Source organism: Roseiconus lacunae (assembly GCF_008312935.1).
In the GTDB taxonomy this organism is placed as follows: Bacteria; Planctomycetota; Planctomycetia; order Pirellulales; family Pirellulaceae; genus Stieleria; species Stieleria lacunae.
Genome location: NZ_VSZO01000005.1, coordinates 131692 through 154766, shown reverse-complemented (window position 1 = coordinate 154766; position 23075 = coordinate 131692). Strand labels below are relative to the sequence as shown.

16 protein-coding genes and 1 pseudogene are annotated in these 23075 nt (G+C 53.6%); 12 read left to right on the top strand and 5 right to left on the bottom strand.

Going from position 1 to position 23075, the window contains the following annotated elements:
- Positions 1–490: 490 nt before the first annotated feature.
- The 3 genes and pseudogenes from nusB to FYC48_RS09075 all read left to right on the top strand — a co-directional run.
- Positions 491–910, top strand: a pseudogene (nusB, locus tag FYC48_RS09085) (transcription antitermination factor NusB); the annotation flags it as partial.
- 135 nt (positions 911–1045) lie between these two features.
- Positions 1046–1807, top strand: coding sequence for a sulfite exporter TauE/SafE family protein (locus FYC48_RS09080; protein WP_149496382.1), 762 nt, complete (start codon positions 1046–1048; stop codon positions 1805–1807).
- Positions 1808–1831: 24 nt separating this feature from the next.
- Positions 1832–2704 (top strand): TerC family protein, encoded by an 873-nt coding sequence (locus FYC48_RS09075; protein WP_149496381.1) that lies wholly within the window; start codon positions 1832–1834, stop codon positions 2702–2704.
- Positions 2705–2956: 252 nt separating this feature from the next.
- Here the strand turns inward: FYC48_RS09075 and FYC48_RS09070 are convergent, their stop codons facing one another.
- Both FYC48_RS09070 and FYC48_RS09065 read right to left on the bottom strand, forming a co-directional pair.
- Positions 2957–4408, bottom strand: a complete 1452-nt coding sequence (locus FYC48_RS09070; RefSeq protein WP_149496380.1) for a pectate lyase — start codon at positions 4406–4408, stop codon at positions 2957–2959.
- Between the two features lie 2 nt (positions 4409–4410).
- Positions 4411–6864 (bottom strand): prolyl oligopeptidase family serine peptidase, encoded by a 2454-nt coding sequence (locus tag FYC48_RS09065; RefSeq protein WP_160149411.1) that lies wholly within the window; start codon positions 6862–6864, stop codon positions 4411–4413.
- A 457-nt stretch (positions 6865–7321) separates the two neighbouring features.
- Between FYC48_RS09065 and FYC48_RS09060 the strand changes: the two genes are divergently transcribed.
- The 3 genes from FYC48_RS09060 to FYC48_RS09050 all read left to right on the top strand — a co-directional run bounded on the left by FYC48_RS09060 (position 7322) and on the right by FYC48_RS09050 (position 12087).
- Positions 7322–8479, top strand: a complete 1158-nt coding sequence (locus tag FYC48_RS09060; protein WP_160149410.1) for a c-type cytochrome — start codon at positions 7322–7324, stop codon at positions 8477–8479.
- Entirely contained in the window at positions 8476–10779 is a 2304-nt protein-coding gene (locus FYC48_RS09055) for a PVC-type heme-binding CxxCH protein (protein ID WP_149496377.1), read from the top strand. The genes FYC48_RS09060 and FYC48_RS09055 overlap by 4 nt, the downstream gene beginning before the upstream one ends.
- 144 nt (positions 10780–10923) lie before the next feature.
- A complete protein-coding gene (locus FYC48_RS09050) occupies positions 10924–12087 on the top strand; it encodes an alpha/beta hydrolase fold domain-containing protein (protein WP_149496376.1) in 1164 nt (387 codons plus the stop codon).
- 65 nt (positions 12088–12152) lie between these two features.
- Here FYC48_RS09050 and FYC48_RS09045 read toward each other — a convergent pair whose 3' ends face one another.
- Together FYC48_RS09045 and FYC48_RS09040 are read right to left on the bottom strand one after the other, a co-directional pair.
- Positions 12153–13070, bottom strand: a complete 918-nt coding sequence (locus FYC48_RS09045) for an alpha/beta hydrolase (RefSeq protein WP_149496375.1) — start codon at positions 13068–13070, stop codon at positions 12153–12155.
- The gene (locus FYC48_RS09040; protein ID WP_149496374.1) at positions 13040–13411 is read right to left on the bottom strand and encodes a cupin domain-containing protein; all 372 of its coding nucleotides are present in this window, start codon (positions 13409–13411) and stop codon (positions 13040–13042) included. Before FYC48_RS09040 ends, FYC48_RS09045 begins: the two co-directional genes overlap by 31 nt.
- Before the next feature lie 324 nt (positions 13412–13735).
- Between FYC48_RS09040 and FYC48_RS27685 the strand changes: the two genes are divergently transcribed.
- Positions 13736–14263 carry a hypothetical protein gene (locus FYC48_RS27685; RefSeq protein WP_160149409.1) on the top strand — a complete coding sequence of 176 codons (528 nt, stop codon included), beginning with the start codon at positions 13736–13738 and terminating at the stop codon, positions 14261–14263.
- A gap of 563 nt (positions 14264–14826) precedes the next feature.
- On the top strand, positions 14827–16419 hold the full coding sequence (locus FYC48_RS09030; protein WP_149496372.1) for a mechanosensitive ion channel family protein: 1593 nt from the start codon (positions 14827–14829) through the stop codon (positions 16417–16419).
- A gap of 245 nt (positions 16420–16664) precedes the next feature.
- Here FYC48_RS09030 and FYC48_RS09025 read toward each other — a convergent pair whose 3' ends face one another.
- Positions 16665–17507 (bottom strand): polysaccharide lyase, encoded by an 843-nt coding sequence (locus FYC48_RS09025; RefSeq protein ID WP_149496371.1) that lies wholly within the window; start codon positions 17505–17507, stop codon positions 16665–16667.
- A 285-nt stretch (positions 17508–17792) separates the two neighbouring features.
- Between FYC48_RS09025 and FYC48_RS09020 the strand changes: the two genes are divergently transcribed.
- The 4 genes from FYC48_RS09020 to FYC48_RS09005 all read left to right on the top strand — a co-directional run bounded on the left by FYC48_RS09020 (position 17793) and on the right by FYC48_RS09005 (position 23073).
- Positions 17793–18356 carry a DUF1579 domain-containing protein gene (locus FYC48_RS09020; RefSeq protein ID WP_149496370.1) on the top strand — a complete coding sequence of 188 codons (564 nt, stop codon included), beginning with the start codon at positions 17793–17795 and terminating at the stop codon, positions 18354–18356.
- Between the two features lie 347 nt (positions 18357–18703).
- On the top strand, positions 18704–19579 hold the full coding sequence (locus FYC48_RS09015; protein ID WP_149496369.1) for a hypothetical protein: 876 nt from the start codon (positions 18704–18706) through the stop codon (positions 19577–19579).
- 714 nt (positions 19580–20293) lie between these two features.
- On the top strand, positions 20294–20917 hold the full coding sequence (locus FYC48_RS09010; RefSeq protein WP_149496368.1) for a CAP domain-containing protein: 624 nt from the start codon (positions 20294–20296) through the stop codon (positions 20915–20917).
- A 563-nt stretch (positions 20918–21480) separates the two neighbouring features.
- Positions 21481–23073: a TolC family protein gene (locus tag FYC48_RS09005; protein WP_235034161.1), complete on the top strand. Its 1593-nt coding sequence runs from the start codon at positions 21481–21483 to the stop codon at positions 23071–23073.
- The last annotated feature ends 2 nt before the right edge of the window (positions 23074–23075 follow it).

The window sequence follows — 23075 nt, the reverse complement described above, 5'->3', positions numbered from 1 at the left end:
ATGAGTTGAGCACCGCGGCAAACAATCGACGACACCGGAAGCACCGACCTCTCGGCGACGTCCTCTCGGTTGAAAACGCGACGTCCTCTCGGTTGAAGACTCTGCCTGCCAGCAACTTGCCTGCCAGTAACTCTGCCTGCTAAGCAGTTGAACACGAAAGATTCGGCTTAAGTCATTTCACTCTCCCACTGGGAGAGTCGGGCCTTCAGGCCCGGAGAGGGCACCCTCCCCGGCCGTTTGCTTGTCCGACCCTCCCGCAAGCGGGAAGGTGCTATCCAGATGTTTAAACCCAAAGACTCGTGTTTGCCTGCTTAATGTTGGATGCTTTTCGCCCGCTACGATTTCCTTCGCCGCTGCCGCGTCGGCGCAAAAGCGATGGCAGTTTACAATTCGATGACGTTGATCGTTTGACGGCCAGTTTGGCGATCAAATTCGCCCCATTGGCGGATCCGGCCTCTGTTTCGCAGTCCTCTCCCAACTTTAGAATTGAATGTCTACTCGTCGTCGAGCCCGTGAAATTGTCCTACAACTTCTCTACGAAGCCGACGTCAATGAACCGCGCAGCCCCGAAACCGCTCGTCAATTTATCCGGTCGCGAATGCAGGGTCGTACTGCGTTGACGACGTTTGCCGAATCACTGTATTCGGGCACTCTGAAGCATCGTGCGGCGGTCGATCAACACTTGTCGCGATTGGCAAAAGGTTGGACACTGTCACGAATGGCAATTACCGACCGGAATGTGATGCGGATGGCCGCCTACGAGATTCTGTTTTCCGAGACTCCGGGGACAGTCGCGGTCAACGAAGCGGTGGTATTGATTAAGCGATATGGTGACAAGAACAGCCCACGATTCGTCAACGGAATCTTGGATCGCTTGCTGAAGGAATTCCAGTCTCCGAGCGATCAATCCGACGGTCAATCGCGATCGTCGGAACCTACACGCCCAGTCCCCTCCCCTGCTGCCGAATCAAAACCGGATTCAGAATCCCACCCGTGATCGAGTTTCAACGCTTCGTCGCCAGACGCCACACCTTTGGTAGGTCGGATGCCTGACCTGCCCAGCCTTCTAGGGATCGCCGCGGTCTTGTCGGTCGGCATCTTCGTTCAATCGGCGGCTGGATTCGCGGCGGGTTTGTTAATCGTCCCCATGCTACTCTGGCTGGGCTACACCATCCCAGAAGCCAGTATGGCGCTGTTGGTAGCCACCGTTCCACAAAACGTCATGGGCGTTTATTCGCTGCGTGACTCGATTCGCCCCAAGCAGCTTCTTTGGCCGGGAATCGGCAGGATCGTTTTCTTTCCGATTGGCATCGGAGTGTTGGTCATGATTGAAAACACATTCTCCATCGACCGTATCCGGCAACTTGTCGGCGGGGCGGTTCTGATCGCAACGATCGCGATCATCTTGTACCGGCCTCATCCGAAGCCATCGATTTCGGTATTCTGGGCGTGGCTCGCGTTCCCACTTTCCGGCTTTTGCCAGGGTTTGATCGGAATGGGCGGTCCGGCCATGGTGTTTTGGGTTTCCGCGCATGACTGGTCGACGCGTCAGATTCGTGGATTTCTGTTTTCGATGTATCTGATCAGCCTTGGTCCGGCACTTGCAATCCTATGGTGGAAATTCGGCGAGCGAGTTCTACCGGCCGCCTTCATCGCGATTTTCACCCTACCGGCATTGATGTTGGTGACATGGCTCGGACTTCGCTTCGGAAATTGGCTTGGTCGCGAACGGTTGCGACGAGTCACGCTGGGCTTGTTGTTGCTGCTAGGATTGATCGGACTGGCTTCACCTTGGCTACATTCGTAACCACGTTCCAAGTAGAGACTTGTGATGGACATTGCCTCGTTGCTCACCAGTGACGCGATCTTTGCGTTGTTGACCCTGACACTGATGGAAATCGTGCTCGGGATCGACAACATCGTTTTCATTGCCATCATCACCGGACGGCTTCCCGAAGACAAACGATCTTTCGCCCGTCGGTTTGGACTGTTCCTAGCAATGGGAATGCGGATTCTTTTATTGCTGTTCATCGGATACCTGATGCAGTGGGTCGGCCCGCTGTTTGAGCTGACGGATTTCGTCGCGTTTGAACCGCTCGCCGAGTACCTGCACGAACATGCCGAAGCCAACGAGGTGAGTGGTAAAGATCTGATCTTGATGGGGGGCGGATTGTTCCTGCTTTGGACAGCTGTTCGCGAGATTCATCATAAAATTGAAGGCGGCGAAGACGAGGCCGAAGTCGGTAATTTACCGGGAGATACCGGAGGCTCATCCGACGGCATCACCCCAATCGATGCGACAAACGCCGCATCAGTTACCGTCGGAAGCGTGCTCTTTCGAATCGCGTTCATGGACATCATCTTTTCACTTGATTCGGTGATCACGGCGGTCGGGATGGCCAAGCAAATCCCCGTGATGGTCGCGGCCGTTGTGATCAGTGTCGGAGTGATGATCGCATTCGCCAACCAAATTAGCGATTTCGTACAAACCCACCCGACGATCAAAATGCTGGCACTCTCTTTCCTAATTCTGATCAGCGTTGTCTTGATCAGTGAAGCGACAGGGACGCCGATCAGTAAGGGCTACGTGTACTTTGCAATGGCGTTTTCGCTGATGGTGGAGTTCTTAAATCTAAGGATGCAGATGAAACGGTATCGCCCGAGCCGCGGCGAAGGAGAAACCGGAAGCCTAACGCGGCGATGAAATCCGACCACCAGACAAACCAAGCTGACCAAAAGACCTTGGAAACGATTTCACGGCGCCGATTGATACCGATGAGTCCGCGCGGCGAAGCATCAGCTCCAATTGCGGTGCCACACGCATCTGGTTTCAGATCGGTGCGCAACGTGACTTAGCGCCGCCCCCCCGAGATGGCCAAATTCGATTACACCCGAATTAAACATGGCGAGCACTCAACGGCTTAGCGAACACTCAACGGCTGAGCTATGGAAAGGGTTACCGCAGAAATGCCGCCAACGTTTGCAGATTCGTAACGACTTCTTGCATGTCGATCGCGGGTTCCTTGCTTTTGTGATATCGCATGCCATCCTGATTCAACCAAATTCCGTGGTCTGTTTGCGAGGCGATGATCGCACGGACCTTACTCTCGCTCGCTTTTGGTCGTGAATCCAACAGCGACGCACCTTGTGGCGACGCCGTCTCGGTCACCTTTGTATAACGACGTCGTAGTTGATCGACCTTACTGCCTAGTTGAAACCCGTAATGCGTCGGCATGTCACTGTCGTCGTATGTCAATTGATACGCCAGATCGAAGTACAGTGGTCGATTCGTTTTTAACTCGTAGAACCTCGCGACTCGTCCGCCGGGCAATTCACACGTCTTCAAATAGTCGAGGGCCCGGGGGATCGATGCTAAATATCTTTTCTCACCTGTCTGCAAATAGACGTCCATCAGCGTATTGATCACGCCGAACGATTCGCTGGTCGTGATCGCAGGCGGCTCAAATTTCCTCGCCCAAATCGGTTGCATTTCCGCGTTGTATTGCTGGGCCCAAGCCGGCTGCGGTTCGGGCATTTGAGCGGCGAGCAGTGAATCGGCCAAGCGAATGGCGGCCTCACGGAATTCGGGTTTTTGGTAGATCCGCTCGGCTTCGAACAATACCTTCATTGTGTCGCTAGCCAGTTGGTCATTCAATGTGTACCGCAGCCAGTATTGCTGATGCCCAGGATACACCCGCGGCCAGTCATCGGGATAACTTGCTTTCACCGGATCGGCGAGATGATCCGAGGTCTTTTCATTCATCCAGACCTGAGGGAACCCTCCGTTTTTGAACTGCCCATTGTTCAGTAGACCTCGCAAACCGTATTCGGCGGTGTGATGAACGAGTTCATTCTTGAACTGCAGGGCTTCGTCTAAACGGATGAGAAACAACAACGCTGACTGCGTCTTGTTGTCATCTAAACTCGATTGGTCTTTCTTTTTTCGATGAGGAGATTCGACACGGTACGCCCACTTTTTTCGCCGTTCGGGGTCGAATTCGATCGATGCTTGCCACCCACCACTGTGCATCTGGCCTTGCCGCAACGCTTCGGACGCGGCGAGTGCCGCGTCCCGAAATTGTGGATCGCCGGTTGCGTGAAACAACGCGACAAATGCGAGGCCGACCGCAGGCGTGCCGGGAGGCTGAACCCAAACGGTTTCACTTTCGACGACTCCTTCGCCTTCCTTCAATTGTAAGTCAGACGAGTATCGCCAAAGGTAGCCACCATTGGTGCTCACCTTCTCCGTTAAGAACGTCGTGGCTTTCTTTGCCGTTTGCAGCGCTTGCCGCTTTAGCTGAGTCTCGGCCGCATTTTCGTCGCGATTACCCGACTGGGCGTTCGCTTTGAATTCCGCTGTTCCAACTAAAGTAACAAGCGTGAACAATAAGAATAACCACGTTTTCATTTTTACTCGCCTGGCGGCTGAAGGGTTCGAACGAAAAAGTCTCGCATTCGGCGTTTGCCGTAACGACCACCGTCACTATGCCCCATCGACGGAACCATCAAGAAATCAAAATCTTTGTTGGCCTTGATCAGCGCGTCGACCAATCGATAGGTCGACTCTGGCGGAACATTGGTATCTAACTCGCCGACGACAAGAAACAGATTGCCTTCGAGCCGTCCGGCATTGTCGATGTTACTGGACGCCGCATAGTGAGGGCCGACCGGATATCCCATCCACTGCTCGTTCCAACTCGCTTTGTCCATCCGGTTGTCGTGGCAACCACATGACGCATACGCCGATTTGTAAAAGTCATGATGGAATAGCAATGCACCGCAGGCGTTCTGTCCACCGGCAGAAGTCCCAAAGATCCCTACGCGAGAGTCATCGAGCGCCGGATGTTCTTTGGCAATCGCTTGAATCCAGCGAACACGATCGGGGAACCCGGCATCTTTGAGGTTGTGCCAGCAAACGTCGTGGAATGCCTTCGAACGGTTCGCCGTTCCCATCCCATCAATCTGAACAACGGCGAAACCGAGTGACGTCAGATCCGAATGGCGAGGTTCATGTAAGTAACGAATGGGAACGTGCGAATCATGGGGCCCCGCGTAGATCGCTTCGATGATTGGATAGTGTTGCTGTTGACTAGGGTCGAAATCGTCGGGCAGATAGAGGTTGCCCCAGATATCGGTAGATCCATCGCGACCTTTGGCTTTGAAACGAATCGGTGCGTGATAGTCAGCCGAATCGTCGATTCGTTGAGCTTGGACAAGATCGCAAACCAAACCCCCGTCACTTACCTTGCGCAATTGATGCAGTGGCGGACTATCAATCCGACTGGATGTCGTGATCACATAGTCACTTTCGGGAGAGAACTCAAACGAGTGGTCGCCATCTGCATCGGTAAGCGCTACAAGATTGTCGTCGTCCAATGATGCTCGAATCAGATGACGATGGTAAGGATCTTGATCGGCATAGAAACCGCCAACAATCAGATCGACAGTCCGAGACTGCTCGTTGATTTGATGAATACGTCTCACCAACCAATCGCCTTGGGTGACCGCTAGCGACGTATTCGTGCTTGTCTGCTTCGTGCTTGTCTGCTCGGTGCTATTTCCCGGTGAATGGATGAACGCTTGCGACTCATCAGCCAAATCGATCAAATACAAATGTCGATATCCACTTGCTTCACTCGAATAGAGCACTTCATCCGATCCTTCGAGGTGGGTTACCAAGGGAACGTCGGGGCCATGCATGGTCCAAATGAATGTTTCGGTCGACTCATCGATCGCCGTTCGGCTCCGCCCGCCGTTCGCATCAACGACGAACAATCGAAATCGCTGATGTCCGCGGTCAACTTTCTCAAAAACGATCGTCTGTTCGTTCATCCAACGAATTCTGGGACGCCCAAAATCGACGACTGGCACATCGCAGGCAACCAATTCGCCTTCGCCGACCTTCACGACCATCAGTTGATAGTCATCGTATGGGTCACCGGGCAAGCGATACGAGTGTTGATGGACTTTTGCGCGACCGCCGCCTTTCGGCGATGACTCAACCATGGTGACCAAATCAGGTTGATGACGAGAGACTTTCCAGCCTGCGAGATATTGACCGTCGGGTGACCATGACCAATCCGCAAGGCCTGCGTCTTCGACTGACAGCAGCTGTTTCGCGGCCCCCCTGCCCTGCCCTTCGTTCCAGACTTTCAGTGTGGCAATCGAGTCGTCGCCCTCCCCTTCATTTTCGATTGCAAATCGCATCGTTTGGTCAGGTGACAGTGCCCCCCGAAATCCTCCTCGCGGTCGGTTTCGTCCGGGTCGACGGGTCAAACGTGCGGGAGCTTCAAATGTCTTCGAGATCTTTGCAACAATCGGTCGATTCGACGCAACAAGACTGCCATAAAACTTCCGTTCGGATTCTTTACCAGCCGCCGAACGAACCATCCAGGCGTGCCCGCTGAAGGTGTGCTGAGACCGTCGCGTTCCCGGGTCGACACTACCATAGCTAACCGGTGTCCCGCGTAAGTCGATCCAGAACAGCTCGACGGGCTCATCGGCTTCATTTACAAACGTCAATTCAGTATCGGTCGGTGAAATTTCAGAAACTGGCAGTGGGCCGCCAGCCAAAGTTCCGCCCCGACCGTTGGTCGGACCATTGAGCGTCGAAATTTCTCCGCTTTCGCAATCGACCTGACGGGTGACACGTTCGCCATCGGGCAATTCTTCGAGAAACGTAAAATGGGTTGAATCAATCCAGCGCGCGACGATGCGTTGATTGATTGTACGCGAGCCTTGTCTCGCTTGACCGCGAGATGCACTGGAAGGTTGTGCCGCGACGGGCATGCACACCGATACCGCGACGGCGACCACCGTCCAAAACAAGGCGATCGAGCGGGATCGTGGAAAGGAGATACTCAAAGGAACGTTCTCTGTCTTTGGAACAACTGAAATTGTACTGATCCAAACGGCAAGTTCTGACCGTTGCTGAACACCCGATGATCGCCCGCGCGGACTGCCCTGCTCTTCCGTACCGCCATCGAAAAAACCAAACCGTCGTTGCCCATCGATTGCCGCTGGGAACACGATTGTAACTGATCGCCTGTCTTCGAACGCTTCCGATCGCACGGATGTTTGAAAGATGACAACAGCAAAACAGCGACGCGTCAAATATGACCGCGAACGATCAACCATCCCACGACAACACGATCGGCGGGGTATAGTAGTAGCCTGCTAAATCATCTCTGAGAACGAAAGAACCGCTACGACGGGTTTACGGAGTCCTATGACCTCAAAAAATCTCTACGCCCCCGGTGAACCTCCCTGCCCCTGTCATGGTGTTCGAGCCAATCGCGCCATCGCAATCTGCGGTCTTGCCATGACAATTTTTTTCGCCCCCCTGCCCTGCTCTGCCGTCGATCACAACCCTCTTGATCTGATCATCGACGCGGTTGCGGCGACTGATGATGTGGACTCACGTCAAGCCTTGCTACGTGGAATGCTGCGAGGACTCGAAGGCCGCCGAAATGTTCCACCGCCTAACGGATGGAATTCGCTCCGGCAGACGCTGAAAAACGAAGGTGATCGCGAACTTCGAACGACAATCGAACAACTGTCGCAGATCTTTGGAGATGCCGAAGCGACGGCCAATGCGATCGCGGTACTTCGTAATCGCAATGCGCCGATCAATAACCGGCGATCCGCCTTGGCCGCACTCGTCGCACAGCGTTATGAAGACTTGGCCGCCGAACTCGAACCCTTGATCGACGACCCACAACTTCAAATCGATGCCGTTCGGGCCTACTCCGTCGCCGGTTCTGCCGCCGGCCCGGCGTTGATGAAAACGCTTTTTCCCACCGCCGATCTTCGCCTACGACGCGCGATCCTAGAGACCTTGGCAACAAGAACCGACTATGCGAACCAGATGGTCGCGTGGCTCAACGATGGTACGGTTAAAAAGGCGGACGTGCCCAGCTATGTCGCCCGTTCCATGCAAGATCTCGTCGGCGACACGTTTATCGAAGCCTATGGGACAATCGAATCGCTAAACGTCAACGTCGCCGAAACGATCGCCCGTTACAAGTCCATCGTTAATGACAAAGCACTGCAGTCCGCCGATGCCGGGCGCGGCCGATCGGTGTTTACGAAAACTTGTGGTGCCTGCCACCAAATGTACGGCGAAGGCGGCAAGGTTGGTCCTGACCTCACCGGCTCCAACCGAGCCAACCTCGACTACTTCTTGCTCAACAGCGTCGCACCGAGTGCCGACGTGCCGGAAGGCTATCGGACACAGATTGTTCAAACAACCGACGGACGAGTCCTGACCGGTGTGCTCGCCGAAGAAGACTCGCAGCGAGTCGTTTTGAAAACGGTCGATCGACCACGGCTGGTGATTGCCAAAGATGACATCGAAGCTCGGAAGGTTTCTGAGAAATCGATGATGCCCGATGGTCAGCTCGACCAGCTTCCCCCCCAAGACCTCCTTGACCTGTTCAAGTACATGCAAACCCGCTCGCAAGTGGAGCTCCAACGATGAAGTTTTCATCTTACTCCCTGCTGATGATCGTATTCGCGACTTCTCTCGTTGCACCGACCGCAAACGCGCAGCAACGATTGCCGAAGAAACAACATCGAACCAGCGACGCGCCGTTCCTATCGCCTCGACAAGCCGTTGATGCGATGTCGGTCCCGGAAGGATTTGAAGTTTCAATCTTCGCCTCTGAACCGACGCTGGCCGAACCGATCGCATTCTGCTTCGACCCGCGCGGACGGTTGTGGGTCGTCGAAAACCTGAATTATCGAACACGTCGCGAACACACCGACGAGAAAGTTAGTCGCATTCAGATTTTGGAAGACACCGATAGCGACGGTGTTTTCGACAAACGAAAAACGTTCAAAGACGATCTGACGTTTACTTCGGGGATCGCCGTCGGTTTTGGAGGCGTCTACCTCGGTTCGCCCCCCAACCTGGTTTTCATCCCAGACGCCGACGGCGATGACGTGCCCGACGGGCCTGGCGAAATCCTTCTCGATGGCTGGGGAATCAATGACCGACACGAGACGCTGAATAGTTTTATCTGGGGTCCCGATGGCTGGTTGTATGGATGCCACGGAGTGTTCACCCAATCTCAAGTGGGCAAACCGGGGTGCGACGATTCGCAACGACAATTCATCGACGGAGGAATCTGGCGATTTCACCCGGTCACGAAAAAGTATGAGGTGTATGCCCGAGGGCTATCGAACCCTTGGGGATTTGATTTCGATCGGCATGGCCAGGGTTTCGCAACCTGCTGCGTGATTCCTCACCTGTTTCATATCGTCCAAGGTGGTGTCTATCACAAGCAAAGTCGTCCGCACATTAACCCCTACGTCTACGACGACATTAAAACCATTCGCGATCATACTCATCTGTCCGCTCATGGTGGCGCCCGGTTTTATCTTGCCGATGCGTTCCCCTCCGAATACCACGACCGTTTGTTCATGTGCAATATCCACGAACACGCCGTCCTGACAGATGTGATGGAACGTCGTGGTTCAAGTTTCGTCGGAAAACATGGCGATGACTTTATGCCAACGAACGATCTCGCGTGGGTGGGCTTCAGCGTTGAAATCGGTCCCGAAGGCGGTGTCTATTTACTCGATTGGCACGACACTGACGTCTGTGGTAACGCCATCAATTTTCCCGAAAGCGGTCGTGTTTATCGCATCATGCCTGAAGACGCGAAACCGATCGAACGCCCGAACCTGCCCGCTCTCTCCGACCGACAGCTTGCCGATTTGCAGTCCCATCCCAACGATTGGTACGTCCGACAGGCTCGCGTATTGCTGCACCACCGCTCGGTCAACGGAACGCTGGATCGCGTTGCGGTCGCTCATGCCTTGGCCGAACAGTTTCGGTCAGCCGACTCATCAAAGTATCGGCTGCGTGCGCTATGGGCCCAATACCTGACCCAAACGATCAATCGAAGCGACCTTGTCGAATTGCTCGGGCATGACGACGAGTACGTACGAGCGTGGTCGGTTCGTTTTCTTTGCGACCGGAGCGCCGTCGACGCGTTCTTCCTGCATGCCGCGACGTCGGCAGAGAGCCCTGTCGATAACGATGTGATGCAACGTTTTCTGCGATTGGCGAATGAGGACTCCTCGCCAGTCGTGCGTTTGTTTCTCGCATCGGCGGTCACGCGTTTTCCGTTCGAAGATCGTTGGGATTTGTTACACGCTTTGACTCAACATACCGACGATACCGACGATCCAAATTTGGAACGAATGTATTGGTTCGCGCTTGAACCGATGGTCCCACTGTGGCCCCAGAAGTCGCTGCAACTTGCGATCGATTGCCGGTTACCCAAGATTCAAGAATTCGTCGCCCGGCGACTTGCCACGGGCGACCGAGTTGCCAGCGTCGGCGAAGACTGGCAAGCCGTTGTGGCCAAGGTCGCTCCCAAGTTTGACGCACGTCATGTCGGCGAAGGCGGCATAGTTTATCACAGCAGTTTTCGCAACCAAACCGCGATGCAAACACACCCAGAAAGTCGAAAGCGGCCATGCCGATTAATCCGAGATTTTAAGATCCCTGCTGACAAACAAACGCAACTTAAGATGCGAGTCAGCCATCACCCCCACGGCGATTGGGAATTGCGGGTCGTTGTCAATGATCAGGTACTCAAAAAAACCGTGGTCGGTCCTGACACCGTAGGGGCGAACGAATGGCTGGACATCAATGTGGATTTAACGTCCTATGCTGGCCAGGAAATCCGACTGATGTTGGAGAACCGAGCGAACGACTGGAACAACGAATGGGCGTACTGGAATCATGTCGTCGTGGTCAGTCGATAGAGGCCGTTTACCGCACGACTGGGACATACGAATCTGAGCGTTCGAACTCCGAATACGGAACTTTCCGGCGCTGTGGTGGTTAAACCTTTCGTTTCCCAGCGTAGCACAACAACCTTTCACGAATCCGTTTTCAACAGAATCACCATGCCAGCTTTCCGTTCCTGCCGCCATTTGATTGGCTGGTTAACTCTTGGGCTTAGCGGTTGTGTCGCTGTCCCGGTGCTCGCCCAACAACAAATCCGACGGCCGTCGTTCGACCAAGTGCTCAAACGCGAGGACAAAAATTCTGATGGCAAGATCAGCCAGCAGGAGTTCAAAGGCCCCGCGCGACTATTCGAACGCCTCGACCGCGACAATGACGGTGCGGTAACCCGCGACGAATTCCTCGCGCTGCGTCAAAACGGCCAAAGTCCTGACAGAGCGGGCCGAAGTAATGGCCGCCAAGGCAATAACGCGCGAGGCCCCCAAGACGTTACCGTCCACCGCGATGTCGTCTACGGAACCGGTGGCGGACGCGATCTAAAGTTGCATATCGTCGTCCCCAAAAAAGAGAGTGACCAGCCAAGACCCGTCTACGTCTGGATTCACGGCGGCGGCTGGCAGGGCGGTACCAAAGAAGGGGGCGTTGGCAAGGTCGTTCCATTAGTCCGGGAAGGTTTCGTTGGAGCGACGATCGAATATCGACTCACTGGCGAAGCGCCCTTCCCTGCCCAGATCGAAGATTGCAAGTGCGCGATTCGGTTCCTGCGAGCTCACGCAGAAAAGTACAACCTCGATCCCAAGCGAATTGCGGTCGGCGGCAGTTCTGCAGGAGGTCACCTCGTCGCCCTTCTAGGCACCTCCGGCGGCAACAAAGATCTCGAAGGCGACGGCGGTTGGCTCGACCAGTCAAGCGAGGTCCAGGCGGTCGTCAACTTTTTCGGCCCTACTGATTTCAAACGATTTGTTACCACCGAAGGCTACGAACGTCACAATCTCGACGGGTCACCCGAATCTAAACTTCTCGGTGGAGGCGAAGTCCTCGCGAATCCTGCGGGCATCAAACGCGTCAATCCGATCACTTACATTGATGACGAGGATCCTCCGTTCTTGATCATCCACGGCACCAAGGACAAAACGGTTCCCGCCAATCAAAGCGAAGCTCTCGCAGAGGCGTTAAGCAACGCCAAAGTTCCGCATCGATTGCATCTGATCGCTGGCGCAGGTCACGGCGGCCCTGAATTTGGCAAACCTGAGATCAATGCGATGGTCAAACAATTTCTTCTTTCAAATCTCAAGCCGAACGAAACCGAGTCCGATTCACAATGACCGTTGGCGAAATTCTTGTGGCTTGCGACGGACATGACCAGTCTGCACCGAACGTGTTGAACCGTTCATCGCGCAGGCTTTTCCATTGAACGAAAAAGGAACTCAAGCACGCGTTCGCGATATTCGTGTGGCTCGGCTTTATACAAATCGACATGCGTCGCCCCTTCGACCAACCACAGTGATTTAGGTTCATTAGCCGCGGCAAAGAGTGCTCGTGTTTCGTCAGCCGTCGTATGAATGTCATCCGATCCCGAGATTACCATGACCGGGCAACCAACCTTTGCAATGCGATCGATCGGCCGAAGTTCGCTTGGGTCGATCCCCAATCGATATCGCAATTGATAGAGCAAGACTGACGATGCCAAAGGAGACAACGGCCCCAGCCTTGCTTCAACGCGATTGTGCACCGCCCTGCGAATATCTCCGTACACCGATTCGACCACCATCGCATCGACGACCAGCGGCGACGCGAGAATCGCCGACGCACCGCCAAGTGATACACCGATCACTCCGATCGGTTGCCCCGGGTGGATCTGTTTTGCGATCCTTACCGCGGCCGTCGCATCAAACCGTTCACGGGCACCAAACGTGATTGCCTCTCCAGAACTTTCGCCGTGCGATTGCAAGTCAATCAGAAGAGATGCAAAGCCTGCTTCATAGAGCATTCGGGCACGATCGAGCATCATTCGCCGCGAACTGCGTATCCCATGTAGGAGTACGATGATACCTTGTGAATTCGCTGGTCGCAGATGCCAACCTCGGATGAGCGCGCCAGAATCACTTTCAAATTCGATCGTCGACGCTTCGAATTCAATTGGTGGTTGACCAATCACCTGTCGAGCCGGAGCGACCAATCGACTGCCAATTCCCCACGAAGTCCATACACCGACCAAGACGATAATAGTCGCGATCAGGCCGGCTTTTCTGGAAATCAAGGCACCGACATATCGTTTCAATCGCTGGGAAGATCGTACTGAATCCATTCGTCGTTCAAGTGGATATCGACCGAGTCCAAACGTCCCGGCCCAAGATTCTTGTAGGCATGTGGCAAATTTGCCGGACCGATAACCAGTGCCCCTTCCTCGGCGACAAACGTTTCCTCGCCGACTGTAAATTCAGCGCGTCCCTGGACAATATGGAAAAGCTCGTCGTACGGATGCACATGCAGTTTCGGACCCTCCCCCACCACATCGGTACTATACCGAATCACGACACAGTTTGTTCCAAATGGCTTTCCTTCTTGAACCCCACGTGGCGGATCGGATTGATTCAACCACTGCTCGGCTGAAAGATGTACGGGCTGGAATCGCGATGGAATCGGCATGGCGGCGGTCTTTGGCAGATGTTTTCACACGTTGGAATCTGAGCTTCGTTTCCCAACCAAGTTTACCGGCGGGACTTCCTGCTCTTACAGCAAAATCATTCAGGAGCGGTTCCGGACCTTCTCCGGAAATCTGACTTGTGGCGAGTCCCAGCACCGCAGTTTCGACTCACACGGCATACATCACACAGCGTAAACTGGTGATGTGTTGCAATGTCGATGGACGTTCCGACGCAAAGCCTCGCAAACCCGACATTCACCGCACCCTGCCTTCTGCCTTCTGCCTTCTGCCTTCTGCCTTCTGCCTTCTGCCTTCTGCCTTCACCCATGACGCTATTCGCTGGTCTAAAGGAATTTGACGGAAAATCCACGCAATCGCTGGAGCGGCTCGACGATCGACTTGACCGAAACGACGCGACCATTGAAGACTTGATTGCGGCAGCGGAAGAGCATGATCCGAAAATGCAATCCGGCGCAACTTGGATCCTGAAGAGATGGAACGATCAGCAAGAGCCATTGATCGAAGGTCAGATAACCGCATTGGCGAAGCTGCTTAAAAAGGTGGATCACTGGGAGGCGAAACTTCACCTGCTGCAACTACTCTCGACGCATCGCCTCCCGGCTGCCGTTTGCCGAACATTGCAAAAGCCACTAGAGGCTTTGCAGCGACATGAAAACAAGTTTGTCCGTGCATGGACGTATAGCGTGATCGCGGCAACCGCGGAGACTCGAAAATCGCTTCGTGAACCAACGTGCCAACTTCTTGATCAAGCCGAGACGACCGAAGCTGCCTCGGTGAAAGCCCGAATTCGGCAAATAAGAAAGAATTATGCTTGGGCAAAGTCTTCTCGCTAAGGCGTTGTCGATCGGTGGCGAGAACCTCACCGTAGACCCATGCATCTCAGCTCATGGGCGAACGATGCGTGCTACGGTTGTCGCGTCTTACTAAATTTTGGCGAAACAGGATCGGCACGATCGATTTCAGATCTGGAATATCCAATCGTTGTAGAAATGATTCACCCAGGGGCGTGATTGATGCTGGATGAATGAGAACCTTTCACAAGCTTCCATAGACTGATGGTCTGCTCGGAAAAGTGTTTGCGTTGGTGAACGGCTGTTTGGGAAACCAGATGGCGGTGGTGTGTTCTGCTAAATCCATCACGTGCGGTCGCAAACTGAGGTCCGCCGCTTGGCTTTTCAGCGGCGGCGAGCACCTTGCCGGTCCGGTTTAGTTCTACCGGCTACTAGAGCCTTCACGTTCTGTCACTGAGATTCGCTCCACTGATTTCGCCGAGCCTCCCGCGACAATCAGACTCCCTCGCCATCTCTCACACTTCGCCAAACGTGGTGACGCCAGTAAAATACATTCCGATCGGACACGTTCATTTCAGCCTATTGCCCGAGACGGATCTAATCGTATGAGACTTTTGCCATCCAGCCTTCTTGCGGGGGCCATCTTCACCTTCGCCCTTCTCCTTTCGCCCTCGGTCGCTCGATCTCAGGAGAACGAAACTTCGGAAACCGCTGGCGAAGGCGATGCCTATGTGGCAATGACCACCACCGATCCATGGATTGCCGTCGATAAATTACAAATTCTTGTACGCCCTCTCACCAAAGGTGAACTGCAAGTCGAAGCGGACGCCTGGTTTAAACTGCTTCGCGCGAAAGCGGCACAGGTTTCAGCCGCCCGACTTGGTGCCAAGAAAGTCACCGAAGCGCTTGGTACTAAAGACCAATCGGTGGCCGAGGAGCAAGTGCGCCAAGCCGAGTCGATCGTTGACCTTGCGTCTAAGAAAGTCGAGCAAGCCCAAAAGGAAGTGAGCGTAGATACCACGCTGAAAACCGATGAAGTCGTCTCCGCCGAAGGCGGCAATACCGAAAACGCGTCAACAGACGACGCTGCTACAGAAAACCCAAGCCCAGAATCGGTTCCCATTGAGGACAGCGACGAAGCTGCCTCAACGAATTCCGAAACAGCGGTACCAAGCACGAATGTCAAAACCGTGCGAGATCAGTTACTGAAAAGCGTTACGACTCTACAAAGCGAGCGAACGGCATTGGCAGATCGATTAACTGTGGTACTCGCTTCGCTTGAGCTAAAGGGCGGAGAAGTCAAAGAGTACCGTGATTACATCTATGCGATCTCGGGAATCGAACTCGATACCACCGATGTCACATCGGCTTGGAGCGGCGTTGTCGGTTGGCTGCGTTCCAAGGAAGGCGGGCAACGCTGGGCGTGGAATATGGTTCGGTTCTTCACCATCCTTTTAATCACGTGGATCGTTGCCAAAATCGTCGCTCGGATCGTCAATTGGTTGCTCGATCGGAAAATTCGATTGTCACAATTGGCCGAGCGTTTGATCTCACAGACGATCAAGAATGTGGTCTTTGCGATCGGATTTGCGGTTGCCTTAACGGCCTTAGAGATTGATATCACACCAATCGTTGCTGCGATCGGTGCGACCGGGCTTGTCATCGGTCTGGCCTTGCAAGGCACGCTCAGTAATTTCGCTTCCGGATTGATGATCTTGATTAACCGCCCCTTCGATGTCGGCCACGTCGTTAGCGCCGGTGGAATCACAGGAACGATCGACCAGATGAATTTAGTCTCGACGCGTTTTCGAACGTTTGACAACCAAACGATTTACGTCCCTAACAATGAGATCTGGAACAACGTAATCACCAACATCACCGCGAACGAAAACCGACGCGTGGATTTAGAATTTGGAATCGGCTACGACGACGATTTCGAAGAAGCCGAAGCAATTATCAAAGACATCGTTGTCAATCACGAATTGGTGCTCAGCGATCCCGAGCCCGTCGTCGTCACGCATGCACTCGCCGATTCATCGGTCAACATCGTTTGCCGACCATGGGCGAAGACCAGTGATTGGTGGAAGGTAAAAACCGATGTCACCCGAGCGGTTAAAAAGCGGTTTGATGAAGCCGGAATTTCGATTCCATACCCACAACAAGACGTGCATATTCATCAGGTCTCGCCAGCCAAATGATCGCGGTGTCCTCTAGACAGGTAAACACGATTCTTGGGGTTGAAGCATCTCGATAACACATCCACGCTTGCGGGGATGTGAAATGACTTAGGCCGAATCATTCGTGTTCAACTGCTTAGAGCGCGATGACCAATAGTCCTGCGTGAACAGTTGCTGTCGCGAACTCAATTCTTCCGGCGCAACAAGATACGAATCCAGCGACTTGAACACAGTAGTTGGGTTCGAGCAAAAAATCCGATCCGCTACTACCGGAAATTCGTTGATGTTCCGATCCGCGTTTTGCCAATCGCGACGTCATCAATGAAGAGATGATAATCGGCCGGTGCAGTCCAGCTTCCGCCGTAATAGACATTGATCCAAATGGTTTCGATTTTTAGCTCGTCAACTTGGCGCATACGGACGTCAGCCTTTTCGTAAACAAGTTGGTCGTCGACCCAAGCCCGTAGCACACCATCATTCATGCCCGGCGTGTTCAGCTTGACGTACTGTTCGATACAGTACCAGCGATTTCTTTCCAAGCCCGGGAATCCGCCACGGTCCCAATACCAATTCTCGCCGTACTTTCCCGGCATGTCAGCATGATAGCAGTAATAACCGATCGGTGTCTTTCCGCCTTTCAGCCCTCCGAACAGCCCCCTTGCCGACCAGCCATCCGTCCCGTCTACCTTCCGTCCTCCCCAACCTGCACGTCCGTAGGTTCCTCCGATGCCCGGAAATTTCCCGCCGTACTTCGGACTCCAATCGGATGCTAAGCGCAAATAATAGCGGAAGTAAATTTCTTCCGGCTCGGACCCCAACTGCTTCGCAAAACGGTATTCCAAACTGACTCCGTAATGCCCACCCTCATCGACTCGAATTCGCAGAGCGCGACCAAGATGCGGTTTGAACCCTAGTCGATCATCAGAGTCAACGACCGCGACTCTCTTCGGAGGCTGCCGTAGGCCCCAAGCTCGCCACCACTGCTCGCTATCGAAGTCGCATTCGAAGATTGGCTGATCTTTCGGCGAATTCTCCTGAGCATTCAATGAAGATTGAAGGTTGAAAAGCGACGCGAACCCGAAAAGAAAGATTGTGAAACGAGTGGGCATTTGCATCCTCAGCAATTTTCGACGTGACGGTTAGTAGGCGTATTTTCTCTAAACGCTGCGCTCAGGAGATGAGCAATTTGTACCGCAGATCGATTTCCGAAGGACTACGGTGACAAAAATGCAAAGAAACCTGGGAAACTTTTCTGTTCGATGAGTCGCTAGTTTCGCTCACCATACAAAGCGTACAATGGATCGGCATGGTGCTGCCATCAGACGCAAGACCGGTGACGGCGAGACGATCGAGCAGCCACTTCAATTATCGTTTCACAGCGACACAGGGATCAGATGAATCTTTCACGTCAACTCTACACGTTCGTTCTCGGAATCGCATTGCTACAACTCGGAATCTTGGATTCTCAGTCACTCGCACAGTTTCCTACCGCAGGCCCAGAATACGATATTTTCAAAGAAGATATTGGGGAGTGGGATGTCGAAATTACCAGTTTCTTTACCGGGGCCCCGGTGGTGACGAAAGGCACGGAAACGAATGAAATGCTCGGCGATTTCTGGTTGATTACCAGCTTTGAGGGTGAAATGCTTGGGCAAAAATTTAAAGGCCGCGGAAGCACCGGCTATGATGACAAAACGAAGCAATACGTTGGAACTTGGATCGACTCTTTAAGCCCTGGCATGATGCACTTGAAAGGTGACTACGACAAGGAAAAGAAGACGTTGACGCTTACTGGAATGGCTCCAGGCATGGATGGCAATCCTGCGAAACACAGGATGACCACGGTTTACGAGGACGGGCAACGCGTGACAATGATGTACATCACACCTGAAGGCGGTGATGAATCGCCGTTTATGAAGTTGGTCTACAAAAAGCGAGGACGGTCAGCAAACAATTGACTCCCGCCTGTCCTGTGTTGTTTCTGTAGAACGCTAACGTTTTTCTAGTTCAAATTCGTCATTAGCCGAACGGCGCTAGCCAAGGTTTCCGGTAACAATTGGTGTTAAGCCGGTAAACACGAGTCTTGGGGCTTAAGCATCTGGATAACACTATCCCGCTTGCAAGAGAGTCGGACGTGCAGACGGCCGGAAAGGGTGCCCTCTCCGGACCTGAAAGCCCGGTTCTTTCGGTGGGAGAGTGAAATGACCTAAGCCGAATCATTCGTGTCCAACTGCTTAACGCCAATCGGCTAACGGTATTCAATAGTTTCTAGTCCCCAGATGCTTTCGATGATGGAGTGTTCGTTATGAAGAGATACGTGCGACTTGAAACCCTTGCCCTCCTACTTTCGATGGCGTTCTCGGTATCGACGGTGCGAAGTCAAGAAACGGAAACGACATCGGAACAGAAGGCAGAAACACAGTTGCGGCGCGCCTACCTCGGTGATCTCGCGAAGCAATACACGTTGACGGTCGAGTCAATGGAGACACCACTCGCGTTCACCGAAGATGCGTTGCTGTTCTATAGCAACCCAACAAAGGAGCTTGGTAGCACGCATGGATCGACATTTCTTTGGCTGGATGGAAAACGCCCGCTCGCAGCTTGCTCATTTTCAATTCGTCGTCCTAACAACAGCGTCGGACTGGAGTTTTCGTCGTTTACAGAGAAAACCCTCGAATGTCGGCGTCAGGGCCGTTTGACGTGGCGACCGGATCGATGGAATTGCGAGCCGCTCTCTATCACCGGTGCGCCAGCACCTGCGTCGCAAGCTTCGCACCGTTTGGTCCAGATGCGTGCTTTGGCGAGACAATTCGATGCGCGTTGTTTTGATCGGCGGAGCGGCGAGGCAACGGATTTACGTCTGCTTCCGCAACCGCTTTACCGATATAGCGACAGTGACAAAGGAATCTCCGATGGAGCTATTTTTGCGTACGTCATCAGCAACGATCCCGAGTTACTGCTGCGTCTTGAAGCAATTGAATCAGGCGGTGACCTCGTTTGGCAAGGATCGTTCGCTCGAATGACGTCACGACAAATTGAGGTAACAAAGGATGGGACGAAAGTATGGGAGATTGAGAACTTTTACGACAAAGGGCGAGCTTACGATCGACCCTATCTAGAAACACGTGCCGAAACGAGTCTCGGCTTTGACTTGTTCCAGCAACGACAAGCTCGTGAGTGAACCCAATTGATCGCCTAATGCGGCCTTTGGAAACCGAGTGCTTCGTTCCGATTGAAGATACGGGTTCGGTTCATCAGCCGACAGCGTTCGATTCGTTGATCGCAACGTAACTGTGCCGGTCATGCCCCCCGGCCTATTACTCGAAGGCTAATTGAGAAAAATCCGCGTTTGGAAAAGAAGTGTCCTTCACTGTTCAGCCAATCGCGTCCCCGCATGTTTTGCGTCGAGACGACCACTCGGGCAGCGAACTTTCAAGTGGCATTACGAGTGACATGATCGACCGTTGCCTAGAACGATAACCTATCTTCTGCACCTCGACTTCATACTGCGATCGTTGAAGGTCCCTTTCAATCCCCGCTACGGCAACCGAAAGGCGGCGAAACGCGCACGGTGAACTGCAGGTTTCAAATTGGCCGAACACATTTTTTTGGACCTGATTGACTTTGCTGACGAGGAGCCGCATTTGCGTAAGGGCGAGTAGCGCTCCGTTTGTCGAACTGCACGTCCGGTTCGTCGTCCCCATTTCGAGGCGGGTTCGCTTGTCGATCACTCGTTATGCCTGGATCACCCCAGTTCTGGAGCTGGGTTTTCGATCATTGGAATCGACGATAGGGTGCTCGACAGACATTCCGAAAGTTTTATCTTTGAAGCGGTGCAGTCGACGCCGTTACTTTTGGATAACGAGTAACCTCAGACTTATAAGGGATTGGTTTGATGACGGCACGTCTAACGCTACTATTTGGATTGCTTTTCGCGACATCAACGTTCGTTTTCGGCGGCGCATTTGACGAAGTAAACGCATGGCGCCGAGGTGCAGGACTTCCTCAAATAGCCGAGGATCCCGCGATGACGGCGTTCGCTCAGAAAAAGGCAGAGTACCGCGCGGCGCGTGGTCTGAAGAACGGGCATCAGGGACCATCTGTCCCAGCCGGCTGGACGGAAGGTTGCGGCGAAGCGACTGCGTCATGGGGTTGGCTGACGTGTGCGACAGAATGTGACTTTCAATACGGAGGCGCAGGGATCGCAATCGGACGTGACGGCGAACGCTACATGGTGTTCGTCGGCCGTGGTGGTAGTGGCCGGGCTCTCATCAACCCAAATCGCTACCCAATCATCAAGACCGCTCATCTATCGTCGCCGATCAAGATGCTCGCCAATAACCGTAGTACCAGACCAGGCAACGCGTCAGGCATTGTTTCGCGTCCCGAGATCATGAATAGGCCTTCGACCACGATTTCCGCATCACAAAACGCTACTCGGACGTCTTCATCAGCCGTCGTCGAGAAATCCTCGCGGCGCCCGAAAGTGGCGTGCCCGAACTGTGGGCGCATTCACTGATCCAAACCCAGGACAGCTGCTACCCCAACACGGGACCACACACCGTCGCTGCTTTTTTTGAGGGTGACCGGTAATTGAGCAACGCGCAGAATCGGTCCGAGTCTTAAAATCTATCTGCAAATGTTGGCAGAAAAAGGGCTGCAGGTAATGCTCTCTGGTCAACAGCCCTGTTCTAAGTCGATTGAGAGAGCGGCGGCAAACAATCGGGAGCCGGCCACGACTCGTGTGAAAATTTTTGCGGTTCGGAGCTTCTTCCCGTCACGTTTCCCGGTGTATCCGATTGCGAATCCCGGTGTAACTGATTGCGAAGTGAATGATGGTTGACTGCCATCGCCATCGTTTCTGCATCAGCATAGCTCTTGTTTCAATCGTGAAAGCAAAGATCGTCCGCATGACGCGACGACGGCGATCAAAACCAAGGATGGATCATGAATATGAGACGACGCTTGTCAGTACCGAACGGTCACGCGCGAACCGGACTTTTCGCTGCCCTAGGTGCAATGCTTTCCGTCGTAGCCGGATGTGGCATACCATGCCTGCGAGGTCCGGCGGAAGGACCGGCAATGCCAGAAATCTACCAATGGAACAATGGCGCGGCGTTTGGAAAAGGCATTCCTTCCGACAGAACGCCGGAAGTCACCCACAAACTAGCTCCAGATTCGGTTGAACGTTCTTCGATTGCCGGATTGGTCCGAAAGGCAAGCTTTTCCCAAAACACTGGGACCGAAATTCCTCAAAACGATAACTCGGTACTAGAGTCAGATTCGCCGGAAGCAATCAAGAGTGCGAGTGATCAGGTTGCCGGCTTGATCGATACCGAAGTTGGCATGACCGAGCCAGCCATCAATTTTGACCCCGTAGCGAACTCGGCCCAGCTGCCGCACGCGGCATTCTACAGCGATCCATATTTGCTGAGTCTGATCGTCGAAACAATCGAGGGAAATCAGCATCTAAAGATCTTGTCAGAAGAGATTCGAATCGCCTCCAACGAAACCTACGCTCGCAGCGGAGAATATCGTCCTTTCGTCACTCTCGGTGCGGGGGCTGGATTCGAGAAACCCGGCAGACACACGCGTGAAGGTGCTGTCGAACATCAACTTGAAGTCGCTCCCGGTCGAGGCTTTCCCGATCCCCTGGGTGATTTTGGTGTCGGGGCCAACGTTTCCTGGGAACTTGATATCTGGCATCAACTGCGAAATTCCCAACGCGCCGCTGCACTCCGATACTTGGCTACCGCGCAAGGTAGGAACTATATCCTCACCCGCGTCGTCGCTGATGTTGCGGAAGATTACTACCGCTTATTGGCACTCGATAAACAAATCGAGATCCTTGATGCGACGGTCGACATCCAGCAACAAAGCTTGCGTATTGCTCAAGCGAAAAAGGATGCCGGACGAGGGACCGAGCTTGCCGTCCAACGCTTCCGAGCGGAGGTACAGAAAAATCTCAGCGAACGATCATTGATTCAACAAGAGATTGTCGAAACCGAAAACCGCATCAATTTTCTCGCCGGACGCTACCCGCAACAAGTCGGGCGAAGCCAAACAGACTTCATCGATTTAAACCTGACGACGTTGGAAGCGGGTGTACCGAGTGAACTACTACTCCACCGCCCAGATATTCGTGAGGCAGAGCGGCGCGTTGCCGCGGCAGGTCTAGACGTCCGTGTAGCGCGGGCTAGGTTTTATCCGTCGCTCAGTCTGACCGCTGGATTGGGTTGGAATGCGTTCAGTACGGGGTACCTATTTCGAACACCTGAATCATTGGTCTATGGATTAGCGGGAGAACTGGTCGGTCCCCTAATCAACAAACGGGCAATCCAAGCGGACTACTGCAGCGCCAATTCGGCGCAGCTTCAAGCAATCTACGACTATCAGCAAACCGTTTTAGAAGCCCACATCGAAGTGGTCAATGAGATCACCAAGGTTGAGAATATCCGGCAAAGTCTCGAGTTAAAAAAGTCACAACTAACTGCACTGGAAGCCTCCGTTGATGCGGCCAATAAGTTGTTCCAGAACGCGCGAGCCGAGTACGTCGAGGTACTTCTGGCACAACGAGAATTGATGGAAGCACGGATGGAAATTGTTGAAACCAAGCAAGAGCAATTGTCGGCAATCGTCAACGCTTACCAAGCGCTCGGTGGCGGTGCGTTCTAAGA